The organism is Paraburkholderia hiiakae (genome assembly GCF_904848665.1).
Lineage (GTDB): Bacteria > Pseudomonadota > Gammaproteobacteria > Burkholderiales > Burkholderiaceae > Paraburkholderia > Paraburkholderia hiiakae.
On sequence record NZ_CAJHCQ010000008.1, the window covers coordinates 1 to 13979 of the forward strand.

Annotated in this window: 11 protein-coding genes and 1 pseudogene; 10 read left to right on the forward strand and 2 right to left on the reverse strand. The window is 63.6% G+C overall.

Annotated elements, in window-relative coordinates:
* The 4 genes from JMY28_RS16690 to JMY28_RS16705 all read left to right on the forward strand — a co-directional run.
* Window positions 1-112 (forward strand): 4Fe-4S dicluster domain-containing protein (locus JMY28_RS16690; RefSeq protein WP_143134355.1); only part of this gene is annotated, 112 nt, incomplete at its 5' end.
* 135 nt (window positions 113-247) lie between these two features.
* On the forward strand, window positions 248-1402 hold the full coding sequence (locus JMY28_RS16695; RefSeq protein ID WP_201697038.1) for a CaiB/BaiF CoA transferase family protein: 1155 nt from the start codon (window positions 248-250) through the stop codon (window positions 1400-1402).
* Window positions 1403-1469: 67 nt separating this feature from the next.
* Window positions 1470-2219: an electron transfer flavoprotein subunit beta/FixA family protein gene (locus tag JMY28_RS16700; RefSeq protein WP_201697039.1), complete on the forward strand. Its 750-nt coding sequence runs from the start codon at window positions 1470-1472 to the stop codon at window positions 2217-2219.
* A gap of 10 nt (window positions 2220-2229) precedes the next feature.
* The gene (locus JMY28_RS16705; RefSeq protein ID WP_201697040.1) at window positions 2230-3171 is read left to right on the forward strand and encodes an electron transfer flavoprotein subunit alpha/FixB family protein; all 942 of its coding nucleotides are present in this window, start codon (window positions 2230-2232) and stop codon (window positions 3169-3171) included.
* 133 nt (window positions 3172-3304) lie between these two features.
* Here JMY28_RS16705 and JMY28_RS16710 read toward each other — a convergent pair whose 3' ends face one another.
* On the reverse strand, window positions 3305-4384 hold the full coding sequence (locus JMY28_RS16710; protein ID WP_201697041.1) for an MBL fold metallo-hydrolase: 1080 nt from the start codon (window positions 4382-4384) through the stop codon (window positions 3305-3307).
* Window positions 4385-4714: 330 nt separating this feature from the next.
* Between JMY28_RS16710 and JMY28_RS16715 the strand changes: the two genes are divergently transcribed.
* Window positions 4715-4939, forward strand: a complete 225-nt coding sequence (locus tag JMY28_RS16715; protein WP_201697042.1) for a hypothetical protein — start codon at window positions 4715-4717, stop codon at window positions 4937-4939.
* Between the two features lie 602 nt (window positions 4940-5541).
* Here the strand turns inward: JMY28_RS16715 and JMY28_RS16720 are convergent.
* Window positions 5542-5838, reverse strand: coding sequence for a hypothetical protein (locus JMY28_RS16720; RefSeq protein WP_201697043.1), 297 nt, complete (start codon window positions 5836-5838; stop codon window positions 5542-5544).
* A 780-nt stretch (window positions 5839-6618) separates the two neighbouring features.
* On the opposite strand from JMY28_RS16720, the pseudogene JMY28_RS16725 reads away from it, so the two are divergent.
* The 5 genes and pseudogenes from JMY28_RS16725 to JMY28_RS16745 form a co-directional block, all read left to right on the forward strand.
* A pseudogene (locus tag JMY28_RS16725) lies at window positions 6619-7161 on the forward strand (class I SAM-dependent methyltransferase); the annotation flags it as partial.
* A 279-nt stretch (window positions 7162-7440) separates the two neighbouring features.
* Window positions 7441-8787, forward strand: a complete 1347-nt coding sequence (locus JMY28_RS16730) for a TolC family protein (RefSeq protein WP_201697045.1) — start codon at window positions 7441-7443, stop codon at window positions 8785-8787.
* A gap of 5 nt (window positions 8788-8792) precedes the next feature.
* Window positions 8793-9932, forward strand: coding sequence for an efflux RND transporter periplasmic adaptor subunit (locus JMY28_RS16735; RefSeq protein WP_201697046.1), 1140 nt, complete (start codon window positions 8793-8795; stop codon window positions 9930-9932).
* Window positions 9929-12982 carry an efflux RND transporter permease subunit gene (locus tag JMY28_RS16740; protein ID WP_201697047.1) on the forward strand — a complete coding sequence of 1018 codons (3054 nt, stop codon included), beginning with the start codon at window positions 9929-9931 and terminating at the stop codon, window positions 12980-12982. Before JMY28_RS16735 ends, JMY28_RS16740 begins: the two co-directional genes overlap by 4 nt.
* Window positions 12983-13418: 436 nt before the next feature.
* Window positions 13419-13961 carry a hypothetical protein gene (locus JMY28_RS16745; protein ID WP_201697048.1) on the forward strand — a complete coding sequence of 181 codons (543 nt, stop codon included), beginning with the start codon at window positions 13419-13421 and terminating at the stop codon, window positions 13959-13961.
* Window positions 13962-13979: the final 18 nt, after the last annotated feature.

Genomic DNA, 13979 nt, shown 5'->3' on the forward strand with positions numbered 1-13979 from the left:
CAACGCGCAGAACTGCGTGCACTGCAAGACGTGCGACATCAAGGACCCGACGCAGAACATCGTGTGGGTCACGCCGGAAGGTGGTGGCGGGCCGAACTATCCGAACATGTAAGCACGGGGCTGCACGTTCGCGCCCCTTGTCGACTCATTCCCTCGCGCCAGCCCCACCCACCGCTACCGGGTGGGTTCAACGGCGACGATTTGCCGTATGTTCATCGTTACGGCAACAAAGGAACGGAGACAAGGAATGGGCGTATTGAGCGGTTTTCGCGTACTGGAGTTCGAGGCAATCGGTCCGGCTCCCTTCGGCACGATGCTGCTGGCTGACATGGGGGCGGACATCATCCGCGTGAATCGGCCCGTCGCTCCTGACGATCTCGGGCCAAAGCGCGAGGGCGCGCAGGTGGATGTGACGGGCCGCGGCCGCCGCTCGATCACGCTCGACCTCAAGCGACCCGAAGCGGCACAGGTCGCACTGGACCTGATCGCCGAGACAGATGTCCTCATCGAGGGCTTTCGCCCCGGCGCGATGGAGCGGCTGGGCCTTGGCCCCGAAGCGGCGCTCGCGCGCAACCCGAAACTCGTCTACGGCCGCATGACCGGCTGGGGGCAGAGCGGGCCGCTCGCGCAGCGCGCCGGGCACGACCTCAACTACATCGCGCTTTCCGGCGTGCTTTCCGGCATCGGGCGCGCGGGAGAGGCGCCGGTGCCGCCGCTGAACCTCGTGGGCGACTATGGCGGCGGCGGCATGCTGCTCGCGCTCGGCGTGGTGGCAGCGCTGTGCAACGTGCAGCGCGGTGGCACGGGGCAGGTGGTGGACGCGGCGATGGTCGAGGGCGCGGCGCAACTCGGCTCGATCGTGTGGGGGCTCATGGCGTCCGGCAACTGGCGCGAAGCGCGAGAAAGCAATCTGCTCGACGGCGGCACGCCCTGGTACGACAGCTACCTCACGAAAGACGGCCACTACATGGCGGTGGGCGCGGTGGAATCGCGCTTCTATGCGCAGTTGCTCGACAAACTCGGGCTCGCCAATGCCGACCTGCCGAAGCAGCACGACCGCAAGGGTTGGCCCGTGCTGCGTCAGCATTTCGAGGCGGCGTTCCTTACGCGTACACGCGACGAATGGTGCGCCGTGTTCGAAGGTAGCGATGCCTGCGTCGCGCCCGTGCTGGGGTTTTCCGAAGCGCCGAGGCATCCGCACAACGTTGCGCGCGCAAGCTTTGTCGAGGCGCACGGCGTCGTGCAGCCGGCGCCCGCGCCGCGCTTCTCGGCCACGCCTTCGGCCATCGGCCGCAAGGCCCCGGCGAGAGGCGAGCACGGTCTGGCCGCGCTGTTCGACTGGGGCTTCGACGAAGGGACGGTTGCGCGCATGCGCGAGCATGGGCTCGGTTATCAGGAGTAAGTGACGTTGTGCGGCGCGGTTGAGCGTATCAAGCAGCGGCATTGAATGTATCGATCTGGAGGAAGACATGAAGGTGTTGGTAGCAATCAAACGCGTGGTGGACGCCAACGTGAAGGTTCGCGTCAAGGCGGACGGCTCGGGCGTCGATCTCGCGAACGTCAAGATGAGCATCAATCCGTTCGACGAGATCGCCGTGGAGGAGGCCGTGCGACTGAAGGAGCAGGGCGTGGCGAGCGAAGTGGTCGCCGTGTCGTGTGGTCCCGCCGCCTGCCAGGAGACGCTGCGCACGGCCATGGCGATCGGCGCCGACCGTGGCGTGCTAATCGAGACGGACGCCGTGCTCGAGCCGCTCGCGGTCGCCAAGCTGCTCAAGGCGCTGATCGACAAGGAAGCGCCGCAGCTCGTGATTCTCGGCAAACAGGCTATCGACGACGACTGCAACCAGACGGGCCAGATGCTGGCCGCGCTCACTGCGCGTCCGCAGGCGACGTTCGCGAGCAAGCTCGAGATTGCAGAGGGCAAAGCGTGTGTGACACGCGAGATCGACGGCGGCCTCGAGACCGTGCAACTCGCGCTGCCGGCCATCGTGACGACCGATCTGCGCCTGAACGAGCCGCGCTACGCGACGCTCCCCAACATCATGAAGGCCAAGAAAAAGCCGCTCGACACGACCACGCCCGCGCAACTCGGCGTGGACGTCGCGCCGCGCCTCACCACGCTCAAGACCGCGGAGCCCGCGGGCCGCGCGGCCGGCGTCAAGGTGCCCGACGTCGCGACGCTGGTCGCGAAGCTGAAGAACGAAGCGAAAGTTATCTGAAGGACTGCAAATGACTGCTGGTAAACCTGTTCTGGTCGTCGCCGAGCACGACCACGTCTCGATCAAGTCGGCCACCCTCAGCACCGTGACGGCCGCGCTCCAATGCGGCGATGAAGTGCACGTGATGGTGGCGGGTCACAACGCGGCAGGCGCAGCGGAGGCGGCGGCGCGCATTGCGGGCGTCGCGAAGGTGCTGCACGCCGATGACGCAGCACTCGCCGACGCGCTCGCCGAAAACGTCGCGGCGCAAGTGCTGGTCGTTGCCGCGAATTATGGGCACATCCTCTTTGCCGCCACGAGTGTCGGCAAGAACGTCGCGCCCCGTGTGGCGGCGCTGCTGGACGTCGCGCAGATCTCCGAAATCACGCGCGTGGTGAGCGCGGACACGTTCGAGCGGCCGATCTACGCGGGCAACGCGATTCAAACCGTGCAAAGCGCCGAAGCGGTGAAGGTCGTCACGGTGCGCATGACGGGCTTCGACGCGGCGGCGCAGGGCGGTGCGGCACAGGTCGAAGGCGTCGCAGCGGTCGCGGACAGCGGCCTGAGCGCGTTCGTCGAACGCGTCGTGACGAAGAGCGAGCGGCCCGAGCTTGCGGACGCACGCATTGTCGTGAGCGGCGGCCGGGCGCTTGGCAGCAGCGAGAAGTTCAACGCCGTGCTCACGCCGCTCGCCGACAAGCTCGGCGCTGCGCTTGGGGCGAGCCGCGCGGCTGTGGACGCAGGCTTCGCGCCGAACGACTGGCAAGTGGGGCAGACCGGCAAGATCGTCGCGCCCCAGGTGTACTTCGCATGCGGCATTTCCGGCGCGATCCAGCATCTCGCGGGCATGAAGGACTCGAAGGTGATCGTGGCGATCAATAAGGATGCCGAAGCACCGATCTTCAGCGTGGCCGATTTCGGCCTCGAAGCGGACCTGTTCGAGGCAGTGCCCGAACTGGTCGCGGCGCTCTAGGCGACGCAGCGCGGCCAGTGCCAGCGCACTGGCCGACCGAACGTTTTCTGGGTTTTCCAGTGCATGCCGTCGATGCGGCTTGTGGCAGGCAGGGCATGGTGCGCCTTCCCTGCCATTTTTTACGTCCGCGATTTTACGATCGCGAATACCAGTACATGCCGTCGTCGCGCAGTTCGCGTTTCACTTCGCCGCGATACGTCAAGTAGTTCAGGCACGCAAGGCTCTCGCCGGTCGCGAGGCTCATCTGCCCCAGATCGTCCTCGCCAATGCGCCGCGCGAACAGCGCACCGAACACATCCACGGCGCGACGCGGTTCGGCGAGCGTTGCGCGCAGACGCGCGAGGCTTTTGTCCTGCCCCTGGCGCAAACGCTCGATGCGCGCGTGCAGCCCGTAAAAGCAGTCGTTATGCGAGGGCAGCACGAGCACATCGTCGGGCACTTCGCGTTGCAGTTTGTCGAACGAGGCGTACCACTGGGCCATTGGGTCCGCTTCGGGCTCGATCGGATAGACCGAAACGTTCGAGGAAATGCGTGGGAGCACCTGGTCGCCGGAAATAAAGAGCTTCAACGCCGGGCAGTAGAAACAGGCGTGTTCCGGCGAATGCCCCATGCCGACGATCACGCGCCAGTCGTGCGCGCCGATGCGCACGACCTCGCCGTCCTGCAGGCGCCGGAAGCTTTCGGGCAGCGCGTGGATATGCTGTCCGAAGCGGCCAAAGCGGGCGCGGTAGACATCGATCGCCGACTCGCCCCAGCCCGCGCGGCGATAGAATTCGAGCGCGTCGGCGGGCGCTTCGCGGCCCGTGTCGGCAGCGGCCACGCGGCAGTTGAAGTACTCGGTGCGCGTCATCCAGAGCCGGCAGTCGAACGCGCGCGTGAGCCAGCCGGCCATGCCCACATGATCCGGGTGCATATGCGTGACCAGCACGCGCGTCACGCGGGACGCCGCTCGCGGCTCGCCGCCTTGCGCAAGGATCGTGCGCCACACAGCTGTGGCGGCGTCCGTGCGAGCGCCTGTATCGATCACGGCGCAACCTTCGCTCTCGTCGATCAGCCACACGTTGATGTGGTCGAGCGCCCACGGCAGCGGCATGCGCAGCCAGCGCACGCCCGGTGCGATCTCGATGGTCGAACCAGGCGCAGGCGGCTCTGCGTAGGGGTAGCGCAGCGCTGATCGCGTGCTGTTGGAGATGTCTTCGGTGCGTTCAGTCATGCGTCGTGGCACATAGGGAAATGGGGCGCGCAAACTTTCGCGCATCGCGCGCAGGATAGCGCGAACGCGGCGTGGCCGCACACCTTCGTTTGGGGGGCAGAATGCATGACGCACGACCCTGCGGCACGATTCTGCGCTGCGCGCACCTGCTTACTTTTGTTTCCGCTTGTTGCTTCTCGTTGCCGCCTGTTTCGTTTTGTTGCCGGATGACGACGCCGAATGGCGTAGGATCGCCCCTCAACGTCGATATTTATTGCGCCGCAACAAAATGATGCCTACACTGACCTGGTCTGCCGACTGCCTCGACGCTTTCGCAAAGGAGGGCGTGACATGACGACTCGATCAAACACATTGCATGCATCTCTGAAGCTGCACGTCTTCGAACAGGAAGGGGGGTGGCATTGGGGCATCACCATTCCTCGCAGCGCGGGTAGCGGCTTCAAGCTCATCGCGTACAGCGAAACAACTTTCAACGGCGAGAGCGAAGCGCTGCGCGATGGCAGCCGTGCGCTCGAAAATCTTCCGGAAGATGCGGCGCTCGCGTTCGCATCCTGAAACGGCGCGTCGGCGATAAGCGCGTTCACGAAGTCTCTTTGCGGCACATGCAGTCAATGAACTTCCGCGTGGCGCCGCCCGGCGTTTGATGCTCCTCGCGTTCCTGTTTCAGCATCAGCGCGGCGGCGTCACGCCCGCGGGCTTGAGCAACACCTTCACGAAATCCAGCGCGTCGTCTTCGACCGGGTAAGTTATCCCGTTTCGTCACGGAAATTCTTCGCCGCGAGGTGATCCTTCTGCGCAAGCGGATGATCGTTCGCGACGAGCGCGATCATCTGGAAACTAAACAGCGGATGAAAGTCGATTGCCGCCCGGCGTACACCCGAGGGGCGCTGATTTGCGCACGAAGAGCGCGCGACACGCTGCCGCTCTCGCGCAAGGCGATGAAACCCGAGCCGACGTGATCGCCGGTTGTCGCGCGTTTCTGGAGCAGCGAGTTTTTATATAAATCAGACACATTGTGATAAGAATAGTTATCTTATCAAAAGGGTTTGTCGGCGCGCATGGAGCGTGTCGCGCGGCCTTGGTGTAAAGCGTCAGGCTTGCACGTCGCGGCCTTCGCGCGACGTGCGTCAGATAGCGTCTATCACACGCTTCGTTCGTCACCCAACCTTATTGGCCTGCTCCTTCGCAAGCAGGCGTTGAGCCTGTCGATCTCCGCGGTTGGCTTCTTGCGCGGTCTGCACCGATGTTTCGGTGGCTTCGGCCAACGCGGTGCGTGCGGCGTTGCTGATCGTGACCGCATACGAAGCTGACGACGTCGAACCCTGTGTCGTCGTATTGGACTGTGGCTGCGTCTTGCTGGCCGGTTGCCCGGCAGCGGCCGCCTGCTGGTTCTGCGCGCCGGTATTCGCTACTGTCGCAGCGGCGGGTTGGCTAGAAACTACCTGGATTGTCATCAGAAGGGCTCCAAAAAAAATGAAAAAAAACCGTGAACAGCGCACGGTTTATCGGAGCACCTTCCAAATACTTAAGAAGTATTTATTTTCTGAAAGCGAATCAACTTAAGGATTGCATAAGCTACGGTTCGATTCGCATTAACGCCGTTCATAATGTCTCGGCGATTTTCCTTCCAAATCTGCTCGGGCCGGGACTCCTTATACTCACGCGCCTTGGCGCGTCTACCCATCGAAGTCATTGACGGTATCTGGAATGAAAGCGACTTTTATTCAGCTTGAATGCGAATAAAACTTTGTCCTCGCGAAAATAAGGATTCCACGTCGAGAATACATCTTCGATAAGGAGTTCATCAGAATGTGAAGCTACCATCCCGCAGATCTTTCAAGTTTCCCCTGGAAATCTATCTTGCTGCCGCTCACGAACAACGTCACTCACGATAACTGGTCCACATGGATCCTCCGGCAGCGTCATGGCGACGATCGCGCCCATGAGCACGACGTCCGTGCTGAGATCACGAGATACGCAGACCGTGTACTGGATTACGTTCGTCTTCGTCCTGGCATGACATTGGCCGACATCGGCACGGGTGATGGTCTTGTCGGGTTTCGCGCGATCGAACGGGCCGGCGCTTCGATCCGGGTGCTCATGAGCGATATTTCGACTCCGTTGCTGCGGCACACGGAAGAGACCGCCCGAAGTCTGGAGGTGAGCGGGCAGTGCACATTCATACGCGGCAGCGCCGAGAATCTGGAAGCCATTGCCAATGAACTGTCGATGCCGCCACGATGCGCGCGGTTCTGGCGTATGTGGAAGACAAGCCCGCTGCAATGCGAGAGATCTACCGCATACTCAAACCGGGCGGTCGCTTCGCCATCGCGGAGCCGATTCTGCGTGACGAAGCGCTTGAGGTTTGCATGCTAAAGCAATTGGTCGATAGCCGTGCATTCAATACGGAAGATCCGTTCTTTCCCCTGCTGCTCCGATGCCGGGCGGCGCAGTTCCCCGACACGGAGGAGAAAGCGCGCGCGTTGCCGATTACGAATTATGGCGAGCGCGACCTTGTCCGCTTCGCGATCGACGCGGGGTTCACAGACATTCATCTGGAATTGCACATCGAAGTGCGAACGGAAGACAGCCTCCCTTGGGAAACGTTTGTCCGTACCTCGCCTCACCCGTTGGCGCCGAGCCTGGAAGAGGTCTTCGAGAAGGAATTTACCCACGACGAGCGCATGTACCTGGAAGTGCGAATGCGCGCGATTTTCGAAAGCGGAGCGCAACTCGGCGCCGAGCGCATTGCGTACCTGACGGCGAAAAAGCCGTAGGTATCAGACGCGAAGGCCTGCTTAAGGATTGCATAAGCGTATACCCTGCAGAATGCGCCGCATGCCTGCCGCTACGCCACGAACGTGTGGCGTTTGCGTTCAGGTCTATGCTCGCGCATTCATGCTGCGCGGGATTGGCTCAAGGAGTGTATTTTGTCCAGCCCGCAGTCTCGCGCGACGTTGCCGCGCGTCTTTCGTCTCTCCATTCCTGCTAGCGCCCGTGCCACGCTCGTTGCCTTTACATCGGGCACCGCATTGCTTGCCGGATGCGCAAGCTACATGGCGCAGCCCTTGGTTACGGGGCCTTCGCTGATTACGCAGGATTCGCTCGTGCGGGTTCAGATCGATCCCGCGAAAATGCCGCTGCCTGAGCTTGCAGCTCATCGCTTCGATCCGTCGGACGGCTTCGACATCGAAGACGTCGCGATGCTGGCCGTTGCCAATAATCCCGACCTGAAACTTGCGCGTGACGATCTCGGCATTGCGCAAGCACAGGCATTTTCAGCAGGACTCCTGCCGGATCCACAGGTGAGCGTATCCAGCGACTATCCCGGCGCTGTGGGGCTCGCGCGCGCATTCAGCTATGGCTTGAGCATGGACGTGATGGCGATTGTCACGCGTGGCGCGAACACGAAGTCCGCCAACGCCACGGTTCGCAAGACCGACCTCGGTCTGCTCTGGCAGGAATGGCAGGTCGTGGCACAGGCGAAGCAACTGTACGTGAGAGCGCGCTTTCAGGACGAGGTGCTGCCGCTGCTCGGGCAGCAGAGGGCATTAGCCCGCACGCGTTACGAACGCATCGCGCGCGCGGCGAGCGAGCACAACGTAACGGCCGACAGCGTCACGGCGTCGCTCACCGCATACGAAGACGCTCGCAAGCAAAACAGCGATATGCAGCGCGCGCGCGAGCAGACGCGCCACGACCTCAACGCGCTGCTCGGCCTCGCGCCCGAGACGACGCTTGCGCTTACAGGCGACACAGCAGTCACGCCGATACCCGATGGCCCACTCGATGCAGCCGTTGCGATGCTGGCGCAGCGCCGTCCCGATCTGATCGCGCTCCGGGCAGGCTACGAAGCACAGGAGCAGAGGTACCGCGCCGCGATCCTCAGCCAGTTTCCGAGCCTCTCGGTGGGCTTTACGCGGCAGCGCGACACTTCGGAGATCTACACAAGTGGCTTCGCAATCAATCTCACATTGCCGGTCTTCAACCGCAATCGCGGCAATATCGCCATCGAGCAAGCAACACGACAGCGTCTAGCGGACGAATACCAGACGCGCCTGAACGCGGCTTACGCGGATATCGCCCACCTGCGTGCAGACAGCGCGATCGCCGCGCATCAGCTCGATCAGGACGACGCTGCGCTGCCGGGGTTTGAGCGTGCTGCCGCGCAGGCGCGCGACGCCTACGCGGCGCACAACATCGTGCTTGGGCAGTATGTCGACGCGCAAGGCGCAGCGCTCGCGCGTCGCATCGATGCCGCCACCGCGCGCGAAGCGCTAGCGGAGCAACGCATTGGTCTCCAGGCGCTGCTCGGCAGCGCGATTCCCGATCCTTATCAGATTCCGCCCGCGCGAGGCGCCACTTCTGAGAGCGCGTCCCCCACCAACATCGTTGCACGTTGATTTCCATGACTGACCACCGCTTCCTTTGCGGCACGCGCACGCGCGTCGCCGTTTGCGCACTCGGCGCTGCGGCCGCGCTAGCCACCAGCGCAGGGTTTTTGGCGCCGCATGCCGCGCGCGCAGACGACATCGGCACGGCGGGCAGCGCCCCTGCGCGATCTGCCGCCGTGCAGGTCGAGCACGTGATGCGCGAGCCGGTTTCTCAAACCGTTGTCGCGTATGGCTCGGTTGCGTCCGCCGCCTCGAACGCAACGACCATCAGCCTTCCGTATCTCGCGCGCGTGACGCGCGTGCTCGTACAGCCGGGACAGACCGTCGTGCGCGGCGCGCCACTCTTCGTCGTGCAAGCCGATCCGAACGCCGTGATCGCCTATACCCAGGCACAAAGCGCGGCGACGCTCGCACGTGGCGAACTCGCGCGCACCGGCTCACTCTCTCAAGACGGTCTCGCCACGCAGTCGCAGCTCGCAGCGGCGCAAAAGGCGCTTGACGACGCACAGCAGGCGCTCGCTGCGCAACGCGCGACGGGCATTGCAGCGGGTTCGAAAACTGTCACGGCGCCTGTAGCTGGCGTCATCGCGCAGCTTGCCGCGGTGCCGGGCGACCAGATCCAGGCGGGCACGGCGCTCGCCCAGCTCGTTGCCGCCAATGGTCCCGTAGGCAATGCCGCGAACATTTCGCTGAGCGTCGAAGCCGCCGATGCGCTCACGCTGCGCGCCGGCGATCGTGTCGTGCTGCGCCCGCTGTCGGCCTCGCTCGGTTCGCGGCGTGCACAAGGGCGTATCGTGCTTGTCGGCGCAGCGATAGACACGCAGAGTCAGCTCGTGAATGTGGGTGCGAACGTACCGCTCGCGGGTACTGTGTTCCTGCCAGGAACGCGCGTGCGGGCCGACATCGACACGCAGACCGGCACGTGGTGGAAGGTGCCGCGCGCCTCGGTGCTTCAGGACGCTAAGGGCAGCTATGTGTATCAAGTCGCGCCGAACAACAAGGCGCACCGCGTCGATGTGACCGTGAAAGTCGAGCATGGCGACGCGTACGGCGTGGATGGCGCGCTCGAAGCCTCGCGGCCGCTCGTCGTCGTCGGCAACTACGAACTCGAAGACGGCATGGCCGTGCGCGTGGCGCAAGGCGGCGCGCGATGACGTTTAGCCAGTGGATGCAGCGCCATCGGCGTTCGCTTCTGTTCGTGATCGCACTTGCAGCGCTTGCCGGTGCGCTCACCGCGCTGCGTCTGCCGATCTCGCTCTTTCCGAACGTGTCCTTTCCGCGTGCCGTGATTTCGCTCGACGCGGGCGATCGTCCCGCCGAACAGATGGCAACGCTCGTCACGATGCCGGTGGAAGAAGCGTTGCGTCGCGTGCCGAACGTACGCGACGTGGAATCTCGCACGAGCCGGGGCGCGGCCGAGATCTCGCTGAATTTCGACTGGGGCACGGACATGGCGCAAGCCACGTTGCAGGCGCAGTCGGCCATCGCCGAAATCCTCGCGACACTGCCGCCCGGCACCACGATGCAGGTCCGCCGTATGGACCCGACGGTGTTTCCAGTCATCGCGTACAGCCTGACGTCGTCGCGATTGTCACTCTCGCAACTCCACGATCTCGCGCAATTCCAGTTGCGTCCGCTGCTTTCCTCCGTTGCGGGCGTGGCGCGCGTCGACGTGACGGGCGGCGCGCAAGACGAGCTCGAGGTTGCCGTCGATCCCGCGCGCCTCGCGACGTACAAGCTTTCGGTCGCCGATGTCTCACGCGCGATCGGCGCGGGCAACGTGTTGATGGCCACCGGCCGCATCGAGGACCACGACAAGCTCTATCTCGTCGTGGCGAATTCGGCTTTCAGCGGGGTCGATACGCTGAAAAGCGTGGTCGTCTCGTCCGCGGGCGCGACGCAGATCCGCCTGAGTGATGTCGCCACCGTCACACAGGGGACCGTGCCGCAATGGATCCGTGTGACCGCCGATGGCGAGGACGCGGTGCTGCTCAACGTCTACCAGCAGCCGGGCGCGAATAGCGTGGCGATGGCGCAGGCGATTCGCGCGCGCATCAAAGACTTTGGCCCGCAGATGCCGCAAGGCGTGAAGCTCGAGAACTGGTACGACCAGAGCGACCTCGTGATCGCCTCGGCAACGAGCGTTCGCGATGCCATCATGATTGGCGTAGTGCTCGCCGCGCTCACGCTCTACGTGTTTCTGCGCAATACGAAGATCACGCTCATTGCCGTGGCGCTCGTGCCCGTCGTAATGGCCGCGACGATTCTGCTGCTCGACGTATTCGGCATGGGTTTCAACATCATGACGCTCGGCGGAATGGCGGCGGCGGTCGGCCTCGTGATCGACGATGCAATCGTGATGATCGAGCACATCGCGCGGCGCATGCGGGAAGCCGGCGCGCATGCGTTCCATGGCCGCGTGATGACCGCGGCGCTCGAATTCACGCGGCCGCTCGCGGGCTCTTCCGCGGCAACGCTGATCATCTTCGTGCCGCTGGCGTTTCTTTCGGGCGTAACGGGGGCATTCTTCAAGGCGCTTTCCGTCACGATGGCGAGCGCGCTCTTTATTTCGTTCCTTGTCACCTGGCTTGCCATTCCGATTCTCTGCGACCGCTGGCTCACGGCGAAAGATGCCGAGGAGCATCGCGAAACACGCTTCGCGACATGGCTTAACCGGACCTACGCTCGGCTCGTCTCACGCGTGAGCGCGCGGCCCATGTGGGTGCTCGCGCTCGTCGTTCCGCTCGCGCTCTTTTCGGCGCTCGCGTTCACGCGCGTGGGGAGCGGGTTCATGCCAACGATGGACGAGGGCGGCTTCGTACTCGACTATCACACGCTGCCGGGAACGTCGATCACGGAAACCGATCGGCTGATGCGACAAATCGAAGCGATCATTCGCGCGAATCCGAATGTGGCCACGTATTCACGGCGCACCGGCGCGGGACTTGGCGGCGACCTGAACGAGCCGAACAAGGGCGACTTCTTCGTGCGGCTAAAGTCGGGCAGCCGCGAGCCGATCGATACGGTGATGGAAGAAATCCGTTCGCAGATCGAAACAACGGTGCCTGGTGTGAGCGTCGAGCTTGCGCAGTTGATGGAAGACCTGATAGGCGATCTCACGGCGGTTCCACAGCCCGTGCAGATCAAGATCTACTCGGACGACCAGAGCGTGCTCGACACGACAGCGCAACGTGTGGCCGCACGCATCGGCAAAATTAGCGGCATCGTCGACGTGAACGACGGCATCAATCCTGCTGGCGACGCCATCGATCTGCGCATACGTCCCGACGCGGCGGCTGCCGAGGGCATGGATCCGCAGGCAATCGCGCAGCAGGTCTCGGATCTTCTGGACGGCAACGTCGCCACGCAGTTCCAGAACGGCCCGAAGACGGTCGGCGTGCGCGTGCGTGCGCAAGGCGCGCTGCAAATGACGGACACCGAACTCGCGCGCCTGCCTTTGCGCGCGCCTGACGGGCACGGGTTCGCGCTGACGCGCGTTGCCGATCCGGTGCACGTGAGCGGCCAGCCCGAGATCAGCCGCGACAACCTCAAGCGCATGGTGGCGGTGACGGCGCGCATCGATGGCCGGGACCTCGGCTCGACCATCGCCGACGTGCAGCGCGCGCTCGCCGATCCCGCGCTCCTGCCAAAGGGCGTCTACTACGAGCTTGGCGGCTTGTACCAGCAACAGCAGATCGCCTTCAAGGGATTGCTCGCGGTGTTCGGCGCGGCCGTCGCGCTGGTGTTCGGCCTGCTTCTATTCCTCTACGAGCGCTTTCGCGTGGCGCTCGCGGTGATGGCAATGCCGCTGCTCGCCACCGGCGCCGTTTTCATCGGACTGTGGGTGACGGGCATCGAACTCAACATCTCCGCGATGATGGGCATGACGATGATCGTCGGCATCGTGACGGAGGTCGCGATCTTCTATGTCTCCGAGTTTCAGGGACTCGTACGCGACGAAGGCATGCCACTCGAGGAGGCGTTGCAGGCCGCGGGCCGCAATCGCCTGCGGCCCATCGCGATGACGACCATCGCAGCCATTCTCGCGCTGCTGCCGCTTGCCTTCGCCATTGGCCGGGGTTCCGCGATGCAGCAACCGCTCGCCGTTGCGATCATCTCGGGTCTGATCGTGCAGATGCCGCTCGTGCTGTTGGTGCTGCCTGTGCTGCTGCGTCTCTTGCTGCGGCTGAAGGAGGGCAGGTGAGTGGCGGCAAAAGATGGCCATTCGCTAAGGCGGGTAGGGCAGGCGTACGCCTGCCCCTTGTCTACGGGGAATACGGCCTCAGTAACGCGTGCCCAGCCGATAACGGATACGCCGTTCCGCACTCCGGATGCAATGCGTTTGCAGACTTGGCGTTGCGAAGTCGTTTCCGGCGTATCGATTTCTCTTATCGGCGACCGGACCTGTGACCCGGTCTACCAGCCTCACGCATTGCACGGATAGTGCGCGCCGAGCCCTGTCCAGCTTGGCGCTGCGCTGTTTATCGTGAGCCACCGGCAGGTCTTGCGCGTGCATTCTTGCGCGAGATACGCCGTTCGCCTGCCGTTAACCCGATGTGGTTTTCCGTTTTCCCCCTTCTTATCGTGACAAAAAACGTGACGAAAAACGATTTCGTGCATCGACAACGGAGGAGACGGCTATGAGCGGAAATGCAAGCGCGGGTGAAGGTCGATATCAAGGGACGAGAACGGCAATCGACGGCAAGCCGACTTTCGGCGCAATCCTGCGCGCCGGCATCGCCGGCGGCTTGACGGGCGCGGTGATCATCTGGATTTACGAGGCGCTCATCTGGGTTGGCGCCCAGCATCTCATGCCGCTTGCGGGCATTCCCCGCAACGCCACCGGCCTCGTGTTCGGCAAGGGCGTGCAGGACTCGCTCGGCATCTGGGCGTATCTCCTCGGGACTGCCATCCATTTCTTCTTCGCCATTGCTTGGGGTGTGCTGTTCGCCGCGATCTGGCCGTATTTCCGCCGCCGCGGCTACGAGGCCACGTTCGTCGCGCTCTTTTACGCGATCCTTGCCTGGATCGTCATGCATGTGGCGATCAGTATCGCATCCGACAACCATCCCAATTACTACGACCCGGTCGTCATCATCGGCGGTTTCATGTCGCACTTTTGCTTCACCGTGCCGCTCGCACTCGTGGTCAAGCGCATGCTTGCGACAGAGCGCGCACGCTGACGCCTTAATAGCGGCACC